The following is an 18,049-nucleotide window of genomic DNA, read 5'->3' on the forward strand; positions in this document are numbered from 1 at the left end:
CATTGTTATGATTTCGGCCATCCCCGACGCGTTGGCGCTGTTGCTGACCACCGAAGCGCTCTTGACGCTGGTACTGGGCACTGTGTTGGGGATCATACTAGGCGCTATGCCCGGCATCGGGTCGACTGTTGCTGTCGCGATGGTGCTGCCCTTTACTCTGTCGATGGGGCAAGCTCCTGCAATTCTCCTTCTTCTCGCGGTTTATGCGGGGTCTGTCTATGGCGGTTCCATCTCGGCTATTCTCATCAACACACCCGGCACGCCGCAATCGGCGGCCACCTGTTTTGACGGCTATCCCATGGCCCAAAGAGGCGAGGCAGGTCAGGCGATGGGTTGGGCCACGGTTGCATCCGTTGTGGGCGGCCTCGTCTCCGCTGTGGTCCTGCTGATTGCCGCACCTCAACTCGCGGCGCTTGCGCTCAACTTTGGCCCGATCGAAACCTTCGCATTGGTTTTACTGGGACTGACCTGCATCGTCTCGGTGTCTACGGGGTCGCTCGTGAAGGGCCTTCTTGCGGGTGCCATCGGTATTTTCCTTGCTTCCGTTGGCGGCGATCCGGTCACAGGTCAACCGCGCTTTACATTCGGCAATTGGCAACTGATCTCAGGCTTTAACCTCCTAGCCGTAGTCATCGGCATCTTCGCACTGTCCGAAGTTTTCGTTCGGGCAAGCAAAAAGGCCGATGAGATCAGCGAGTTGGCCCAGTTCCGTGGTATTGTCATTCCCCGTTGGCGCGATTGGACCGGCCGAAAGAAGAATCTCGCAAAATCGGTTCTCATCGGCAACGTTATCGGTGTGCTTCCGGGCACCGGCGCTGCCACGGCGGCCTTCATTTCCTATGCCGAAGGCAAGCGGTCTTCACCCAATAGAGATGCCTTTGGCACCGGAGAGCCCGACGGCATCGTGTCCTCCGAAGCGGCAAATAACGCAGTTACCGGGGGGGCGCTTGTGCCCACCATGGCTTTGGGTATTCCAGGCGACGCGATCACCGCTGTGATGCTCGCCACGTTGACACTTCACGGGATCACGCCTGGCTTTCGTCTGATGGAAGACAACCCGACACTCATCGCCGCCATTTTCGCGGGGTTTTTCATCATCAACCTATTGCTCTTGCCCCTGGGGATGGGGCTTGCCCGGGTTGCGGCCCCAATTTTGCGGATGCGCGAAGGCTTCATGATGACCGGCGTTGTACTCCTGTGCGGGGTTGGCATCTATTTCGTGCGCGGTAATCCGTTCGACTTGTTGGTGATGGGGTTTGCAGGGGTTTTCGGCTTCATTCTGCGGCGGCAGGGCGTCCCAATGGCGCCGCTTGTCATTGGCATGGTGCTCGGTCCGACGCTGGAATTGACCTTGCGGCAAGGCTTGATCCTAACACGTGGAGACATGACGTCATTCGCGACGGATCACCCGATCGCAGGTGTGCTGTTCGTCATTACGGCCCTTGCGCTTGCGTTTCCGATTGTCCGGGGCACCCTCGCGCGCCGACGTCTTTCCAAAACAACGTGAAGGCGACACACACAGCGGTTGAAAAGCTGGTTAAGAGGCATCGGCTGTCATGCCTTGGTGCTGGCCTTCGATCATGCAGCGCCTTTCTTGCTGGTCCAGAGCTTGAGCTTTCTGAATTCAAACCATTGGCAACGGTCAGCTCCCCGGTCTTCGCATGCAACGACCGCACGGTCTCTTTGTCGACCTCAACCTTCCATTTTCCCCCGCGTTCGAGCATATCCGATGCCACCGGGACATTTTGCCAAATGAACCAAGCGCGCACCTCAGAGGCTCGATCCAACGAAACCTCGTGGTGCCTTATTGGCGAGCACCACGGCCACCACGCCTTATTCCATTTAGATCCAGACCGAGCAAATCAGTATTTGCAATACCGAATTAACTTGGGTACTTAATACATATTGAGGATACCAATTAAGGAATCGACACGATGACCTTATCAGAAGCATTTCTCTGGCCGGGAACCAAAGTCTGCGAACGTCTCGGAGTCGATCCCGAGGGCGAAGCAGGGCTCATCCGTTGGATGGTCAACACGCTTGTCTACCTGATCGTTAGCCTGATCGTCGTCTGGATCGTAGTTGTTTAGAAACCGTCTCGGCGGTCTAAGGTCGAATTCAAAAGAACGCTGCGGGCGCTGGACCTGGTGTGGAGGGAGCCACGCCGGCCCCACTGAAGGGCTCTACCAACCGGCTTTCAGACCAGCCCACCGGGATCACGTCAATGGAAACGCGCACCCATTGACAGGATCTAAACGCTCTCGCCTCCCGCCCGAGTGGAATCAAGAACGCCATCGCACCAATGTGCAATTGCAGCTTCGTCCGGTGGCAAGCTGATCGCCGATCGATCCGCGAAGGCTTCGAAGGCAGCACGATGTGTCTTGGACAGGCCTAGTAAAACTGGAATATCCCGCGCGAGCGCCTCTCCGATAAAGGCACGGAAGCCGCGTCCTTCGGCTTCGCTCAGACCAAATTTGTTTAAGATGACCAGATCGGCTCCGTCCGAAACCAAACGCGCGGTGGCAATGCCAACAGCGTCTTCTAGTGCTCCCGCATCCATCCGGCAGGCGGATGACCCCGCGCCCAAGTCCTGTGTGATCCGAACGACAGGACCGTCCGGCAGGAGCGAAAGCGAGGTTTCACAATAGTCGGCGGGACGCGATGCGTCGCTTGTGCGTATCGCCCCGAGCAGTCTGAAGCCTTCTCCTCTCAAGCGGGCGACGACCGATACCAAGAGCCTGTCTGTTTCACCGGGTTGTTTTCCCGTGAGGGATGCAAGTCTCATATTCAAACTCAATCGTGCCTCACATTGTTCTGACGCAAAACAGGGACGGCGTGCGGACACAGACGCTGTGCATCCTCGACCGCCATGTTGAGCGATCTCGCGATGCGTTCCGCGCGAGAATTGACATGGACGGCCCCCTCGGGCGTGCAGACCTCGTGTGCGGTCTCGCGGAACAGATCCAACCAGCGATCGAAATGCGCCGATTTGACGGGGAGGCTGGTGTGCGCTGGCACTGGAGCGCCGTGATACCGGCCGGTCATCAACGCGACCGACGACCAGAAATCTACCATGCGCTCCAAATGTGGACTCCAATCCGTGATCCGGTCTGCAAAGATGGGTCCGAGGACCGCATCGCGACGAACCTTTGCATAAAAACCGTGCACGAGGATCTTCAACGTATCCTCATCCAGCCCGGTTTGCTCCATGATCTCGCGCGTCATGGCCGGGCGTGCTGAAGAAACCTTTGGGCTGATCGTATCAACGTCGGTCAAGAGAGAAGGCCCTTTTTCGTTGCTTTTGACCGTAAGCTTAGCAATAAGCATTGTAAATACCAGTTAAGGAGCGAGATGCCGCATGCGCCTGACATCTTTCACCGATTACGGACTGCGCATGTTGATGCGCATGGCCAGCGCGCCGGACCGCGCGTTCTCAACGGCAGAGCTTGCTGATGAGTTCGAGCTTTCGCGAAATCACCTGAGCAAGATCGTGCAGCAACTTGCCCGCGCCGGCATTGTCGAGACACGCCGTGGCGGTGGAGGCGGCGCGCGGCTTGCGCGCCCGGCATCAGAGCTGTTGTTGGGTCAAGTCATTGCCGTGTTGGAAGCCGATCAGGCGCTCGTGGAATGCTTCGGCCCGGGTCCCAATCGCTGCACGATCGATGCGCAGTGTCGGCTTAAGGCGCGGCTGCGCTCTGCCGAACGCGCATTTATCGACGATCTGAACCGGTCGACCCTTGCCGACATCGCGCTGCCCGAACTCCAGAATGTCGGCTGAACTGCCTCCACCACAAACCGAAAGGACATCCCATGACTTCTTGGCTTCCCAGCCTGATCACTGCCACGCCCGAAGAGGGCTACGACCTTGCCGTAAAGCTGTCTCGCGTTGCGATAAAGATGACGCAACCCGATGCAGCCGTCCGCGACCGTTTGCGCCCGGAATACGCCGAGGATGCGAAATCCCTCATCGCGGTGAGCCAAGTTATCGCCACGCATTTCGCTACGATTTCGGCAGCCAACCACTATTGGCGCGACCCCTCCTGATCCGAGCTACCGTTTTGCGCGCGGCTCAAAGGAAGAGTGGAACGAGGTAGAGGCCAAGCATCAGCAGGCACAGGCCCGTCAGGGCAAGATCGAACCCCCTCCTCCATGTCGGCGCATCAGCGAGCCCCAAGTATTGCGCTTGAATATCCGAGCCTTTTGCCAAGCTAGCGCCATAACGGCCACGCCCGCCGCGATCGACCAATGCGCCCAGATACCCGAACGCGCCAACAGCGTCGATCCGAGGCTCAGGGCGATCAAGGCAGCCCAGGCGAAAAAGAGAGACCGCGGCGTCATTGCAGCAGGTAGATCACTGGGAAGAGCAAAACCCAGATCAGATCGACCATGTGCCAAAACGCTGTCGCGTCCTCAATATTGTCGACGTGATCCCGCCAGGCCACAAGCAGTAACAGGACCACCCCAGCGGCGACATGCGCGGCGTGAAAACCGGTCAGCATGAAGTAGAAGTTGAAGAAAGTGTGCGTGTCCCAAACAATGCCGCTCGCCGCCTTCGATGCATATTCCACGGTCTTGATCCACAAAAACACCATCCCAAGCAGCGCTGCCCCGACCAGTGCCAGCCGGGCACGCCCGCGCCTACCGCCCTGTCGAAACTTGCAGGCCAGAGCAGCAAGAAAACCGCTGGTGATCAGGACGATCGTGTTGATCCCCGCCGCGCTTCGGTCGAGGCCGCTTTGCGCCTCGGCGAAGCCCACAGGGTCGGTGATGCGGACCGACAGGAAGGCAATCAGTCCCGCACCGAAGACACGGAGTTCGCTGACGATGAGGATCCACATCAACAGCTCTCCGGGTAGTTCGTCCAGCGCAGAGTGTTCGGTCATATTGTGCGTGCCTTACTTTGAATTTTTGGCTTTCAAGGAATTCTCGACGCCGGGCACAGGCAGCGTGTCCCGAGACAACTCAGCGCACGCGACCGTTCCGTCGGGAAAGGGAAAACGGGCCTTGCCGAATGTCGCGCCGACATGATCGTGTATTGCCTCTCGGCGAATAAATGTCGAGAGTTATACTAGTATTTAATATACCTATTCGCAAGGTCTCTCCATGTACCACTTTAAGCCCAGGAGTTTCGACACAGCGGCTTGCGTCGCTGTGTCGGGGAGTGGTGCCCTATTTGTCCGTCACGTCCGCAATCCAAGTGCCGGCGGCAACCGCACGGGGCAGGCCCAGCGTGCCGATTGCCAGCAAGGCAACCTGATGGAGATCAGAAGCGGCGATCCCTTCGTCAAGGCCGCGGCGCGTGTGCGAATGCACTGCTCCTTCGGATGCGGCACCGACAGCAAGCGCCAGCTTGACCAGGCGCCGCTCACGTTCAGTCAAGTCACCGGCACCGGCTGTTGCAGCACCAAGGGCGGCATATGCCTCCCAAACCTGTGGGTGTTTCTTTGCCAGCGCACCGGCGGCCCCGGGTAAATCGTTGGACATGGTGTTCCTTCCAGTTAGCTTTGCGGGCGTTCTGCGATGGCTTCCTCGAACTTGGCCTCGGCCCGCTTCGGCATCTTCACATCGAGGAAATCTTCGGCAATCTCAGCATCGCCCACCTGAATGACCATGACCATACCCATACCAAGGTGCGGTTTGCAGATCACACCGATTGTGCCTTCCGCAGTCATTTCGACGGCGATCTCTTCGTTGATCTTGCCCTTGAAGGGTTCTTGGCCCTCTGGCACCATACCGTTCATGGTCTCGGCGTTGTGTCCCTTGTCCACCGCGATGAACTTCACAGTATCACCCACATTGGCCGAGACAAAACGCGGCTCGAATACCATGGCGCCTGCTTCACCGCGATTGAGCATCTTAACTTCGATAATGTCGGCCAAGGCGGCAAACGGCGCGAGGGACAATGCGGCGGCCATGGCAAATGATTTGAGTTTCATGTCAGTCTTCCTTCTTTCTTCAGGAGAGTTATCCGCCCAGGACCGACATGTGCCGGTCAAGATTGGGTGATGAAATCGTTGCCTGATCGAAACTGTGTCGTTCAGGTTTCTGCCAAAGCGCGTCGCGGATTGCGGCAATCACGTCGGCGTCCGACCGTTGCGCGGGCGTGCGCAAATCAACGGATCCCTCATCGCCTAGGCACGTAAACAAGCGCCCTGTGCAACTCAGCCGGACTCGGTTGCAGGCAGCACAGAAATTGCAGGAGATGGGCGATATGAACCCCAGTTTGCCCCCCGTTTCAGCGACTTGGAAAACTTGCGCCGGCCCTCCGCTGTCGTTGCGAGCAGGCGTCAATGTCCACCGCTGGCTCAGACTTTTGCGTAAGGTGGCGTTGGACAAGCAGCTTTGACCTCGGTCACAACCTGTCTGACCGAGCGGCATTTCCTCGATTATGGCAAGGTCCATGCCGCGCAGATGAGCGAAAGAGATCAGGTCATCGACTTCCTCTTCGAAGGCACCCCGGCTGGCCACCGCATTCAACCGGATGCGCAGACCGGCTTCGCGCGCGGCGTCAATGCCGTCGAGCACACGTTGGATATTGCCCAGCCGCGTCAGCGCGCGGTAGCGATCCGCATCAAGCGTATCGAGCGAAACATTGACCCGGCGAACACCGAAGCGGGTCAGATCCTCGGCATAGCGGGCCAGAAGTGTGCCATTGGTGGTCAGCGTAATCTCATCGAGATCGCCGCATGCGCGCCAGGGCGCCAGACCTTCGAACAGGTCCATCATATCCGAACGTACCAGCGGCTCTCCACCGGTGACGCGGATCTTGCGGGTGCCGCGGGTCACGAAGATCCGCGCCAGCTTCAGCATTTCCTCCACGCTCAGAACATCTTTGCGCGGCAGAAATTTCATTTTCTCGGCCATGCAATAGGTGCAGCGCAGATCGCACCGATCAGTCACCGATAGCCGCAGATAACGTACCGCACGACCAAAGCTGTCCACGAAGGCCGCAGAAGAGGTATCAAACGACATGGCGCAGCTCCCGTCTCGGGCGGATCCAATCCAACACGGCTGCCCGTGCCATTGGCAAATCGCATGCAAGACCGGCACCAAAGGCCGCCCAGGCGTCGGCATAGATCGGGCGTACCGCCGTCAGGACCGGCACCTCCAACGCCATGGCCTTGCCGATCAAATCCCGAAACCCACGCCCCTCACTTTCGCCGCGGCCAAAGCGGTTGAGGATCAGCAGATCAGCGCCCTCATCAAGCTCGCGCTCGATGAAAGAGGAACATTCAGCCAGCGCTCCGGGGTGCAGGCGGCAGCCGCTCGAGCCATTGCCCAAAGGTTGCGAGATGCGAAAGGTCCGCCCGGAGCCAAGCGTCGTCAGGTCCATGTCGGCGCAGTGGCATTCCCCCCTCTCCGCGCCGCGCGTCTGAAGCGCGCCACGGACGCGCATGCCCTGCCCGGCCAATGTCTGCGCGATATCGCTGAAAAATGCGTCTATGTCGCCGTTGTCAAAGCGGATTGCCGCGAGAGAAAAGTTGGTCATGCCTGACCTCCTTCGGTGCCAAAGGGGCGCCAGAAAAGCGGTGCGCCGGATTGGATCCCGGATGTTTCAGCGGACACAATGGCCAAACCATCGGCACCGCTCAACGGGAATAGCGTTGCGGATACGCTGCGGCCAAGACGCTGCAAGACGGGCGTGCCATGGGCGTCAAAACCGACCCTGCGGACCGGGAAAACCTCGGATCGGCCTGCTTTGCGGGTCCAGTTGAATCCCGCAATGGCAGGCATGGGCGCAAAGGGCTCGTTCATTTGTCCCGACAACCGTTGAAGCTGCGGCAGAACAAACAGCTGAAAGCCTACATGAACGGCAAAGGAATTGCCGGGAAGTCCGGTGAATGCCGTGTCGCCGATCTTGCCGAACATCACGGGCTTGCCGGGCTTGAGCGCCACGCGCCAGCCCTTGATCCCACCGCCCGCCGCCTCGACGGCTGTGCGGATATGGTCCTTGCCACCCATCGACACGGCACCAGAGGATACAATCAGGTCGTACTTTCCGGCGGCCCGTGACAGTGCCTTGGCGGTCGCTTCTTTGTCGTCCGGTATAATGCCAAGGTCGTGAACCTCCGCCCCGGCCTGCGCCGCAAGCGCCAAAAGCATCGGCCGATTGGCATCGGATATCTGGCCGGGCGCAAGCGGGCCACTGCACAGCTCATCCCCGGTTGAAAACACGGCAACGCGCGGACGTCTGGTGACGGTTACGTGCGTGATGCCGTTGGCAGCCAGAAGGCCAATATGGTGCGGCATGATGCGGGCGCCAGAGTGCAGCACACAAGCGCCTTTGTCCTGATCACTGCCTGCAAGGCGAATGTTCATCCCGGGCGCAGGTTTGCGCGCGATATGCACTTTGTGATCTTTGTCGATACAGGCTTCGATCATCACGACGGTATCCGCCCCCTTGGGAAGCGGGGCTCCAGTGAATATGCGTAGCGCAGTGCCATGAGGCAGATCGCGCGGGGGGTCACCGGCCGCAACTGTGCCTGCAACCGGCAGACAGCAGCGCCCCTCAAGATCGGAAGCGCGCAGCGCAAACCCATCCATCGCCGCGTTGTCAAAAAGCGGCATGGCGCGGGGTGCCGTCACAGGCCCGTCGCTGACCCATCCGAGTGCATCTCCAAGCGCGACTACCTGCCCTTTTACGATGGGTGTAACAAGGTCCAACGCCCGATTCACCGCATCATCAACAGACATCAAAGCGTCAGCGACCATCGGACCGTCACATCCGCAGCCTGAAGCGATACGCGTCATCTGCATTGGTCGTCTCCCAAAAGAGTTTGCGGGGGTTTCTTAAAGTGGCAGGCCGGGCGTCCCGGCCTGCCTTCTGGTCGCCGCCCCGGCGCTTACATCGCGTCGGACGCGTTCTCCATCAGGTATTCCATAACCAGCGCCGCTTCGCTTTCATCAAGACCGGCGCGGGGGAACATCGATGGGGTGATACCCTTCCACTGCTGCTGGCTGAAGTGCGAGGGTTCGCGCGGGCCGTGACATACGGTGCAGCGCTCGTAGAAGATCTTTTCGCCCGGACCCATATCGGCGAACAGCTTATCGGTGATGTCGTAGATCCGGTCGAGACCGAGCTTGTCCTCATCAATCGCCGCGATCTCCATATCTTCGATGATCGGAGGCTTTTCATAGGCCATGTTGGGCCCTTCGGGATCCTCGCATTTGCGCATGTAGCACAGCACGGTGTTGGCCGTTGTCGCCTGAGACAAACCCGAAGACCGCTGGGTCGAGGTCAGGAAGTTGACCAGACCCGAGTTGCACCGGCCCTTGCTGTCGAGTTGCGGCCATGCGCCTTCGTAGATCGAGACCACGCCCTGCATGATGTCATCGCTGACAACCGCGCCCGCGATCACAGTGCCTCGGTCGTTGAAAAGCTCGACCAGATCGCCATTTTCGATCCCGCGATCCGCGGCGTCCTGGGAGTTGATGCGCACCGGCTCGCGGCCCTGAACCTTGTAAAGGTCGCGCAGGCTTTCCGACTGGTCCATCTGGCTGTGCAGGCGGAACCAGGGGTGCGGGCTGACCACGTGCAACTGACCCTCTTTGGCGTTGCCGAGATACTCGTGCTTTTCAAGCCAGATCGGCATGGCGGGCATGTCGTCGATCTCGTATTTCTTGAAATCTTCACAATACATCTCGATCTTGCCCGAAGTGGTGTGCAGCGGATTGCCTTCGGGGTCTTCATAGAACGCGCCGTGGCGGGTCCACTTGCGGGCCTCTTCCGGTACCTCCATGAAGGCATAGCCCTTTTCCCAGAACTCCTCGAATGGGGTGTGCTCCGCCGCGCTGGATTTCTCATAGGCCTGACGGATGTGGTACATCTTGTCTTCACCGTCAGTGAACTGCGCCCAGAGACCCAGCTTGTCGGCCAGACCTTCGAAGATCTCGTAGTCCGGCAGGCTCTCACCGATGGGCTCGATCACCTTCTTCATCGCGTAGACCTTGTCGTTCGAGTAGGTCCCGCCCGAGGTGATGTCGTCTTGTTCCAGAGTCGAGGCGGCGGGCAGCACGATATCGGCCCAGCGGACCGCCGCCGTCCACCACACATCGACCGAGATGATGGTCTCAACCTTCTCAAGCGCGCGGATCAGCCGGTTGGTGTCCTGCTGGTGCGACATGAAGTTATTGCCGGCGTTAAAGACGACCTTGATGTCAGGATAGGTGTGGGTGTTGCCGTTGTAGAACACCTCTTTGCCGGGGTTTTCCAAAGCGTCGGTAATCCGGCTCGCAGGCACAACGCCCTTGACCCAGTTGCGGCCCTGGCTCATGCCGGACGGTGTGGATTTGCCGGAGGCGGGCATGCCGCCGTTTCCGTAGTGCCAGCTGAAGCCAACCCCGCAACCCGGTTTTCCGATCTTGCCGGTCAGCGCCGCGAAGTTGACAATCGCCCAGTGGGTCAATTCACCATGCTGCGCTCGTTGAAGCGCCCATGCGCCGGCGATGTTGGTGTTGGAGGTGGCGAACAACTCGGCCAGCTCGCGGATCTTGTCAGCGTCGATGCCGGTGATGCCGGCCGCCCATTCGGGCGTCTTGGCTTCACCATCGGTTTCGCCGTTCACATAGGCGATCCACTTGTCGGCGCCCACGGTGTAGCGATCCATGTAGGCACGGTCTTCAAGGCCGTTTTCCAGCACGTGATGCGCCATGCCAAGGAACAGAGCGACATCGGTATTGGGGACGATCCGCACCCAGTCGGCATCAAGGTATTCGTCAGATGCGGTGCGTTGCGGGTTGATCGAGATGAATTTCACACCGGCATCGCGAATGCTCTTCCAGTGGGCATACATGCCATGGTCGGCGACGCGGTATTCGATGCGGTTGTTCTTGATCGGGTCACAGCCCACAAGCACAAAGACCTCGCCTTCGTCGCGGATGGTCTCCCATGCGGATTGCGCGGAATAGACCTCCATATCGCCGATGATATGCGGCAATGAGATTTGTGAAGCACCGGCGGACCAGTCGCCCTGGGTGTTCGTGCAGCCGCCCATGAGGTTCAGCAAGCGGCCCTGAAGCACGTTCGGGCGGAAGCTGCCAGCGTTGGACCAGCCGCCATAGGACGAGCTGAAGATCGCCTCGTTGCCGTGGTTGGTGGCCGTATCGAGCAGCGCCTTGGCCGCCAAACCCCAGGCGGTGTCCCAATCGACGCGCACGTATTCTTCCTTGCCGCGCAGCTCGGGCTTGATGTCGCCGCTCTCCCAGCCTGCAAGATAGGACTTGCGCACCATGGGATAGTTGATGCGGCTCTTGTCGTATGTGCGGTCCTTGATGCCATAGGACAACATCTCTGTCGGCTGCGCGTCGATCTCGGTCATGGACGATATGTTCACGAGCTTGCCATCGCGCACCACGGCTTCGAACGGGCCAAAGTGTGTGGCGTGGAAAACACGGTTCGCGTGTGAGTTGGGATCAATCGACGCAAGAGCGGTCGATCCCATAAGGTTGGCAACGCCGAACGCGGCCGCGCCGCCCTGAAGAAACGCGCGACGCGTTGGTTGAGAAAAGGACATGCTGGCCTCCTGTGAATGACGATCTGGGGCCAGATTATCTTTCGGGACCGCCACTGGACTTTGACCGGAGTCAACAGCGCTTGTTCGAAAATGTAAATGATTGTAAAAACCCTTATGGGCCAGCATATCCTGATCATCGAGGACGACCGCACGACGCGCATGCGACTTGCCGCCTATCTGCGCGAGCAGGGGTATCGCGTCTCAGAGGCCGAAGATGCCGAGGAGATGGAGCGCACCCTGACCGAGGACCCTGCCGAGCTTTTGATGGTGGATATCAATCTTGAAGGCAAGGACGGGCTCACCATAACGCGTGAGCAGCGCGCGATTTCGCGTGTGGGTATCATCCTGCTGACAGCGCGCGACGATCAAGTCGACAAGATCGTGGGCCTTGAGATGGGCGCAGACGATTACATCACAAAGCCATTTGACAAGCGCGAGCTTTCGGCACGCGTCAAAAATCTGTTGGCGCGGATTGCTGATATCGGACAAGCCCCGCAAGGAGCACCTCCCGTCGAGAAATTCGGCCCCTGGGCATTTGATCGCATCCGGCGCAGGCTGGTGTCGGTGGCCCGCACCGAGTCACTCACGAAACAGGAATTCGACGTCATGTCAGCCCTGGCCGGTCATCCGGGCCAGACGCTCAGCCGTGCGCGCCTGGCTGAATTGATGGGACGCCGCGCGATGCGGTCAAATGACCGGATGATTGATGTGATTGTCGGGCGCTTGCGCAAGAAGATTGAGAATGACCCAGCCCACCCCGATTGGATCCTGACCGAACACGGCAAAGGATATCACTTTGTCGATCCCACCTCGATATGAAGTCCGGCAGCTTTGGCGGCGTCAACAAGCCGGTCTTTTGCCTCTTCTGCTGTCGCCGTCACATGATATTCCCATGCTGTGTCGCACGGCTCGCCAGCGTCCTCCGCTGATTTGAGCGCAGCGCAAAGATCATCCAGCCGGAAATTCGATGCCGCTCCCTTGAGCTTGTGGGCAAGTTTTCCACGATCTGGCGGGGCAGCATCGCGCAGGTCTCTCAAACTCTGGGGGAGATCTGCCAGAAATTCGGAAATAATCTGCCCCGTGATCTCCGACCCAAGATCAGCCACGTCCGCGCGCACCGTCTCTAGAACGGGGTCTGTTTCGATATGCGGGACGGCAGTATCATTTTGCGCGCCCAGAACCTCGGCAAGCGCACGGGGCGAAATCGGCTTGGTCAATACCCGCGCCACACCGAGGCGGGCCTGTTCCGCTGGCGTATCGTCGATCAAATGTGCAGTCAGGGCGATCACTTCGGGAGGATCGTCAAATACGGCGATCTGTGCCGCAACCTCTTCGCCGCGCATATCGGGCAAATCGAGGTCCAGCAGCACAAGATCAAAAGCCGTGCTTCTGACCATATCAAGACCGGCGTGACCTGTACCCGCCTCCTCGACTGCACAGCCCAACCGCTCAAGATATCCTCGCGCGACCATGCGATTGACGGCGTGATCGTCAATAACAAGAACTGACTTTGCAGCGCCCGACATCGCATTTCGGCTTTCGTCCTGCGTGGCCAGATCTGCATCCCCCGGCAATAGCGGGACGGTCAGAATAAAACGACTGCCGATGCCCGGCTGGCTTTCCACGCTCAACGCACCGCGAATCGCTTCGGTCAAACTCCGCGATATCGCAAGCCCAAGCCCCAATCCCTCGATCCCGGCCCGTTTGGCAGCATCCGCGCGTGTGTAAGCATCAAAGGCATGCGTGATAGCCTCACGCGTCATACCGACGCCGGTATCGCTGACGGTAAAGCTCAGGACGGGCAGGCCTGACTGTGCGTCCTCAGCATGATCCACGACCAACGCCACCCTGCCCTGCTTGGTGTATTTCACCGCGTTGGAGACAAGATTGGTGACAATCTGGCGGATCTTCACGACGTCCCCGAACAACGCCGGGGGCGCGCTTTGCGAAAGGTCGATATCCGCCTCCAGTCTTTTTTGCGCCGCCAGCGACTGTAAGTGGTGCCCCATCTGCCCCACGAGGTCGCGCAGCATGAAGTGAACCGGATTCATTCGATCCCCTGTGTCCACGGTGCTGGAAAATGTCAGAATGTCATTTGTAATCTCGCGCAGGTCTTGCGCCGATTGCAGTGCAGCGTGCAGACGCGCCTGGCCCTCCGCGTCCTTCGTGTCTGCTTGCAACAAGTCCAGCATCCCGATGACACCGTTCAAAGGCGTGCGGATTTCATGGCTCATCCGGGCCAGAAATTCAGTTTTGCTGCGGTTGGCCGCCTCGGCCTCGGCGCGTGCTGCGTCCGAGGCCTGCATCTCAGCCACCACATCGCCGGTCCGGGCGATCACTGCGTCTTCAAGGCTATCGCGCAGTCGGTCTGCATCACGCGCCCGTCGGCGCAGGATATTGAGTGCTTTTTCCATCCGCCCGATTTCATCCTGACCACTTATGGCAACCGGAGCGCCATAGTCCCCGCCAGCGACGGACACGATCCTCTGAGAGATCGTGGCAAGCCGCGTGATCAACTGCCGACGGGCATAGACCCAGAGAGCCGTGCCTGCGGCGACAGCGGCGACAACCATCCCAAGCAGGGTGATCAGAATGACCGAAGCACGCCGCTCGGCAACAGCGATCTGTTCCAACCCCCTCATCTGGACAACGTCGCGCGCGTCACGTGCACGGGCCGAGAGGTCAGCCAGTGTATCTTGTAAAAGCTGATCACTCCTTTCGAGGTTGTCTTCGAGCGCAAGGCGCTGACTTTGCTGGTTCAGCAATCCGCCGCCGCCAAGCGCCAAGACGTCAAGCCGGTCCATTAGCAAGCGCGCGTCAGCCATGCCGCTTTGCGACGGTAGATAGATCAGGCGGCGCGACATGACGTTAAGGCGCTTTGACATTTCTGCGCGCGCAGTTTCGACCGCCGCTTGGGTCTCAAGACCGCGCACCTGCTGCACCTGCCGTTCATTTGAACTCAGCATCCGGCTTAACTCTGTCAAACGCTCGAAGGCAAAGAACGACCTATCGGCAAGGATATCGAGCGCCGGGCGCGGGTCTTCGCCTGGCGGTCTGTAAAGGCCCGCGATGCCCGCAGTGATCCGAAGCCGCGCCAAATCGGTTTCCGCTTCCAAAACAGATGCAAGCCGGGCGCCTGCCTGATCAATCGCCACGAGGCTATCGGCAAACCGCGCGCGCAGTTCCAGCCGTTCGCGCGCGTACGCCGTGATCCCGTCGACAATGGAAACGGCGCTCGCCGAACCGTCATCATTGCCATCGGACCCAGTCGCACCCTCGATATCATAGGTCGCTCTCTCAATCGTAAGAACCACATTTCTCAGTGAAGCAGAGGCTTCTTCCACGCTTTCAAGCGTCGTTGCCTGACCAAGTGTCCGTTGCAGCGATGACACGACGTTCAGCGATGAATCTATCTGGCTGGCCAGTTCAATTGCAGGGAGGTTCGTTCGCACAAGCGTATCATAGGTGCTCACCAAATAGCGATTGACGGCGACGGCCACGATCCCCACGATAACTGCCAATGCCGCCATGGCGGTCAGAACCTGTTTCAGCCGTCTGTCGAAACTCATGCGTTGCATACCCCAACAGTACGGAGCCGAGTTCCGTTGCACAATCATCGCCATCGTTCTCTGCGCGGTGGGTCTTTCCGGCGATGCGCAAGCGGAGGAGAACCGCCATTTCTGCGTGCTCGTTCCTCATTTCAAGGATGACTACTGGCTCAGTGTCGGGTTCGGAATCGAACATGAAGCCGCGCGCCAGAAGGTGCACCTGAGTTTCTACGAGGCGGGCGGATACCGGGCGTTGGCCGAGCAGGTCGGCCAGCTTGACGACTGCGCACGCGCCGGGGTCGATGGCATCCTGATCGGTACTGTCACCTCTGATCATCCGGATATGACCACCGCCATTTCCCGCGCCTCGAACGCAGTGCCGGTTTTTGCACTGGTCAATGAACTACACGCAGACGGGCTGGCGGGCCAAATAGGCGTGGATTGGCGCAATATGGGTTACGAGGTCGGCGCATTCTTGTCGCGGAGGCACCCCAAGGCCGCAGAAGCAAAAACAGCCGTATTGCTGAATGGACCGGCAGAAGCAGGATGGACAGCGCCGCTGGAGGATGGGCTCAGGCAAGCTCTCGCGAAAAGCTCGGTCGAGATCGTCGATGTGTTGCGGGCGGACACGGGGGTACGCGCACAGCTGGACCTCGTCGAGACCGCGTTGACCCGGCGTGCAGGCGTTGACTACCTGATCGGCAGCGCACCTGCGATAGAGGCGGCGCTTGGCATGACTGCGGCAGGCAACGCAATGGAACAGCCGCTGCTCGTCTCAACCTACGTCACGCCTTCGATCCTGCGCGGATTGAAAAGCGGGCGTGTCATCGCAGCCCCTTTCGACGATCCGGTACAACAGGGTGCTATGGCGATTGAACATGCTGTTGCCGCGATAGACGATGGCACGTCATTCGATTGGGTTGGGCCACCGATACGCCTTGTAGAGGCCGGAGACGAAGACTTGAATAAGATCACCTTTTCACCGGCCAACTTCTTCCCTTTGATCCAGTAAGACACCTACACGTGGCGATCTGATAAAGCCCAACATGCACGTTCTGCTCACCCCCCCCCCTCCCTCCAAGCCGACCTCATGCGCCCGTCGCTGGAAAAAAAGGGCTACAAGGTTTCTCTTGAACCCGTTTCGGACGTGTCTTCGACGGACCCGAATCACGATGCGCTGCGGGAGACTGACATATTCGTGGTAACGTCCGTTTACGCATCCCTCCATCTCATCAACGCGGGCATGATGGCAAAAACCACGCCGATCTACGCTGTGGGCCCGGGAACGGCAGCACCGCTCCGTAAAGCGGGTTTCAGCAAGGTGTTTCAAGCCGAAGGAGATGCAAAGAGCCTTCTCAGCCTTATCCTGAAGAACGTGACGCCCACGGATGGGACGATTTTCTACATCAGCGGGCAGGACATCACGGCGGACATTGCGCAATTATTGGTGGATCGGGGATATGACGCAAAGCGTGTCGTTGTTTACGAAGCCCGACCTTCTCGCGCGCTGTCAGCTCACACACAGGACCTGCTGCGCGGGTAGAAAATCGACTGTGTGATTTTTATGTCGTACCGCACCGCCGCTTGCTTCACCGCTTTGTACCAATCCGCAGGACTGACGAGCTGTCTCTGCTCTGCGACTGCTGCAAAACTTTCGGAAAAGGTGGCAAGCGGTCTTCAATCCAGTCACTGGCGACAGATCCTCGTGGCAAAAACCCTGTCGAATGATGGCATCGTCGATGTGCTTTGTTCGATGAAGTCAGAGCTCTGTCGCGCTGTCCGTTAATCTGAAACGCAATAGGTTTGGCGGCAGTCTCTCGCTTGGTTGCGAGATGCGGCTTTCACCGAGCCGCCCCTTTTCGCGCGATAGTGCGCGATTTCATCTGAGCAAGCAGTCGAGGTTGCCTGAGAATGCGTCAAGCGGCCCTGTTGGTTCAACCAACTGAAGAGGGGCTGGTCGAGTTGACAGCCGCATCCGGCAGGACTTAACGGAGCGCTGCGGCCTGATGGCGTCATGCCGCCCTCCCCGATTTCCTTCCTGGTCCCGAACGCCCGGACTTGCCATGCAGGACCACGTGCCCAACAAGCCGGACGTGGCCAGCAGCATGCTCCCGAGACCGCCATTGAAATACCCTCCACAGACCGGCACGGCGAGGCAGAGCAAGAGACGGTCAGTCAGCATGGCGCAAGCTCCTTCGCTGGTATGCGGCGTCATTGCGGCTTTCCCCCAACGGTCTGCGAATTGGTCTGCAAAGGAGTTATCCATGCCAAGACGATCCGCGACGGATATCGAACCTGGACTGCGCCGGCTTCTTAATGACCTGGCACCGGAAGAGCGCCTCGGCTGCTCGCGGCAGACCCTCCGGACCTGCCTTGCAACGCTGGAAGAGGACAGCGAATTCTGGCGCCATGTCGGTCAGGGCTCCTTCCGCGGATCGCGACCGCGCCACCTGCCTCTGCGCGATACGCTCCTGATCGAGGGCCCGAGACCGGGCCGCCTGCAAACAGGCGGACGACCCGTTCCACCGCGCGCTGGCGCAGATCTCCGGTAACCCGATGCGGATCGGCTTTCTGAACTACCTCTCGAGTGTGCGCCTCCGAGTCGTCTGGCTGCGGGAATGGGAACGCACTTACCGACGCATCGAAACGCTGGCGTTTCAAACCCTGCACAGCGATCAGCATGAACGCATCGTCGACGTGATCGAACAACGTGATGCGGAAGGTGCGCCCGTGTTCATGACAGAACACCTTGAACCCATAAAGGCGAACATGTCAGAGAACCTCTGAGGCGATGCCTCGACGGCGGAGTATCAGAAAGACCCCTGGACCGCTTCAGCGTATTCGAGCTGTTCAGAGCACGACTGTTTTCGCTCCGTTGACGAAAACCCTGCTGTCGCGTAGCCCATAAGTCGGCTCTGCCTCACTTTGTGTGGCGCAACTATCCTGAAACTGGAAAATTCAGGAGGGATAGTTGTGAGTTCGAAGAAG

Annotated in this window: 19 protein-coding genes; 9 read left to right on the forward strand and 10 right to left on the reverse strand. The window is 59.2% G+C overall.

Annotation, left to right across the window (positions count from 1 at the left end):
* Positions 1-7 precede the first annotated feature (7 nt).
* Together Q1B16_RS20885 and Q1B16_RS20890 are read left to right on the forward strand one after the other, a co-directional pair.
* Positions 8-1,507 carry a tripartite tricarboxylate transporter permease gene (locus tag Q1B16_RS20885; RefSeq protein WP_299793930.1) on the forward strand — a complete coding sequence of 500 codons (1,500 nt, stop codon included), beginning with the start codon at positions 8-10 and terminating at the stop codon, positions 1,505-1,507.
* A 427-nt stretch (positions 1,508-1,934) separates the two neighbouring features.
* The gene (locus Q1B16_RS20890) at positions 1,935-2,090 is read left to right on the forward strand and encodes a hypothetical protein (RefSeq protein WP_299793933.1); all 156 of its coding nucleotides are present in this window, start codon (positions 1,935-1,937) and stop codon (positions 2,088-2,090) included.
* A 161-nt stretch (positions 2,091-2,251) separates the two neighbouring features.
* Here the strand turns inward: Q1B16_RS20890 and Q1B16_RS20895 are convergent, their stop codons facing one another.
* On the reverse strand, positions 2,252-2,785 hold the full coding sequence (locus Q1B16_RS20895) for a DUF2478 domain-containing protein (RefSeq protein ID WP_299793936.1): 534 nt from the start codon (positions 2,783-2,785) through the stop codon (positions 2,252-2,254).
* An 8-nt stretch (positions 2,786-2,793) separates the two neighbouring features.
* Positions 2,794-3,276: a group III truncated hemoglobin gene (locus Q1B16_RS20900; RefSeq protein ID WP_366140181.1), complete on the reverse strand. Its 483-nt coding sequence runs from the start codon at positions 3,274-3,276 to the stop codon at positions 2,794-2,796.
* A gap of 82 nt (positions 3,277-3,358) precedes the next feature.
* Between Q1B16_RS20900 and Q1B16_RS20905 the strand changes: the two genes are divergently transcribed.
* Entirely contained in the window at positions 3,359-3,778 is a 420-nt protein-coding gene (locus tag Q1B16_RS20905; protein WP_299793938.1) for an Rrf2 family transcriptional regulator, read from the forward strand.
* 32 nt (positions 3,779-3,810) lie between these two features.
* Positions 3,811-4,044, forward strand: a complete 234-nt coding sequence (locus Q1B16_RS20910; RefSeq protein WP_299793941.1) for a hexameric tyrosine-coordinated heme protein — start codon at positions 3,811-3,813, stop codon at positions 4,042-4,044.
* 290 nt (positions 4,045-4,334) lie between these two features.
* On the opposite strand, the gene Q1B16_RS20915 is transcribed toward Q1B16_RS20910, so the two are convergent.
* The 7 genes from Q1B16_RS20915 to Q1B16_RS20945 all read right to left on the reverse strand — a co-directional run bounded on the left by Q1B16_RS20915 (position 4,335) and on the right by Q1B16_RS20945 (position 11,513).
* On the reverse strand, positions 4,335-4,883 hold the full coding sequence (locus Q1B16_RS20915; RefSeq protein WP_299793944.1) for a cytochrome c oxidase subunit 3: 549 nt from the start codon (positions 4,881-4,883) through the stop codon (positions 4,335-4,337).
* A 286-nt stretch (positions 4,884-5,169) separates the two neighbouring features.
* Positions 5,170-5,484 (reverse strand): carboxymuconolactone decarboxylase family protein, encoded by a 315-nt coding sequence (locus Q1B16_RS20920; protein WP_299793946.1) that lies wholly within the window; start codon positions 5,482-5,484, stop codon positions 5,170-5,172.
* 14 nt (positions 5,485-5,498) lie between these two features.
* On the reverse strand, positions 5,499-5,936 hold the full coding sequence (locus Q1B16_RS20925) for a pseudoazurin (protein WP_299793948.1): 438 nt from the start codon (positions 5,934-5,936) through the stop codon (positions 5,499-5,501).
* Between the two features lie 28 nt (positions 5,937-5,964).
* Positions 5,965-7,050: a GTP 3',8-cyclase MoaA gene (gene moaA, locus Q1B16_RS20930; RefSeq protein WP_366140182.1), complete on the reverse strand. Its 1,086-nt coding sequence runs from the start codon at positions 7,048-7,050 to the stop codon at positions 5,965-5,967.
* Positions 6,962-7,489, reverse strand: a complete 528-nt coding sequence (locus tag Q1B16_RS20935) for a DUF2478 domain-containing protein (RefSeq protein ID WP_299793950.1) — start codon at positions 7,487-7,489, stop codon at positions 6,962-6,964. The genes moaA and Q1B16_RS20935 overlap by 89 nt, the downstream gene beginning before the upstream one ends.
* Positions 7,486-8,757, reverse strand: coding sequence for a gephyrin-like molybdotransferase Glp (gene glp, locus Q1B16_RS20940; RefSeq protein ID WP_299793952.1), 1,272 nt, complete (start codon positions 8,755-8,757; stop codon positions 7,486-7,488). The genes Q1B16_RS20935 and glp overlap by 4 nt, the downstream gene beginning before the upstream one ends.
* An 86-nt stretch (positions 8,758-8,843) precedes the next feature.
* Positions 8,844-11,513, reverse strand: a complete 2,670-nt coding sequence (locus Q1B16_RS20945; RefSeq protein WP_299793954.1) for a molybdopterin-dependent oxidoreductase — start codon at positions 11,511-11,513, stop codon at positions 8,844-8,846.
* 114 nt (positions 11,514-11,627) lie between these two features.
* Here Q1B16_RS20945 and Q1B16_RS20950 point away from each other — a divergent pair, with 114 nt between their 5' ends.
* The gene (locus Q1B16_RS20950) at positions 11,628-12,332 is read left to right on the forward strand and encodes a response regulator (RefSeq protein WP_299793978.1); all 705 of its coding nucleotides are present in this window, start codon (positions 11,628-11,630) and stop codon (positions 12,330-12,332) included.
* Here the strand turns inward: Q1B16_RS20950 and Q1B16_RS20955 are convergent.
* Positions 12,305-15,082, reverse strand: coding sequence for an ATP-binding protein (locus Q1B16_RS20955; RefSeq protein ID WP_299793957.1), 2,778 nt, complete (start codon positions 15,080-15,082; stop codon positions 12,305-12,307). The two genes, Q1B16_RS20950 and Q1B16_RS20955, sit on opposite strands and share 28 nt — an antisense overlap.
* On the opposite strand from Q1B16_RS20955, the gene torT reads away from it, so the two are divergent.
* The 4 genes from torT to Q1B16_RS20975 all read left to right on the forward strand — a co-directional run bounded on the left by torT (position 15,081) and on the right by Q1B16_RS20975 (position 17,848).
* Positions 15,081-16,073: a TMAO reductase system periplasmic protein TorT gene (torT, locus tag Q1B16_RS20960; RefSeq protein ID WP_299793960.1), complete on the forward strand. Its 993-nt coding sequence runs from the start codon at positions 15,081-15,083 to the stop codon at positions 16,071-16,073. The two genes, Q1B16_RS20955 and torT, sit on opposite strands and share 2 nt — an antisense overlap.
* 78 nt (positions 16,074-16,151) lie before the next feature.
* Positions 16,152-16,604, forward strand: coding sequence for a uroporphyrinogen-III synthase (locus Q1B16_RS20965; protein WP_299793963.1), 453 nt, complete (start codon positions 16,152-16,154; stop codon positions 16,602-16,604).
* 721 nt (positions 16,605-17,325) lie between these two features.
* Positions 17,326-17,613, forward strand: coding sequence for a hypothetical protein (locus Q1B16_RS20970; protein WP_299793966.1), 288 nt, complete (start codon positions 17,326-17,328; stop codon positions 17,611-17,613).
* The gene (locus Q1B16_RS20975; protein WP_366140183.1) at positions 17,603-17,848 is read left to right on the forward strand and encodes an FCD domain-containing protein; all 246 of its coding nucleotides are present in this window, start codon (positions 17,603-17,605) and stop codon (positions 17,846-17,848) included. Before Q1B16_RS20970 ends, Q1B16_RS20975 begins: the two co-directional genes overlap by 11 nt.
* Positions 17,849-18,049 lie beyond the last annotated feature (201 nt).

This window comes from uncultured Marivita sp., assembly GCF_947488135.1.
Taxonomy (GTDB): Bacteria; Pseudomonadota; Alphaproteobacteria; order Rhodobacterales; family Rhodobacteraceae; genus Marivita.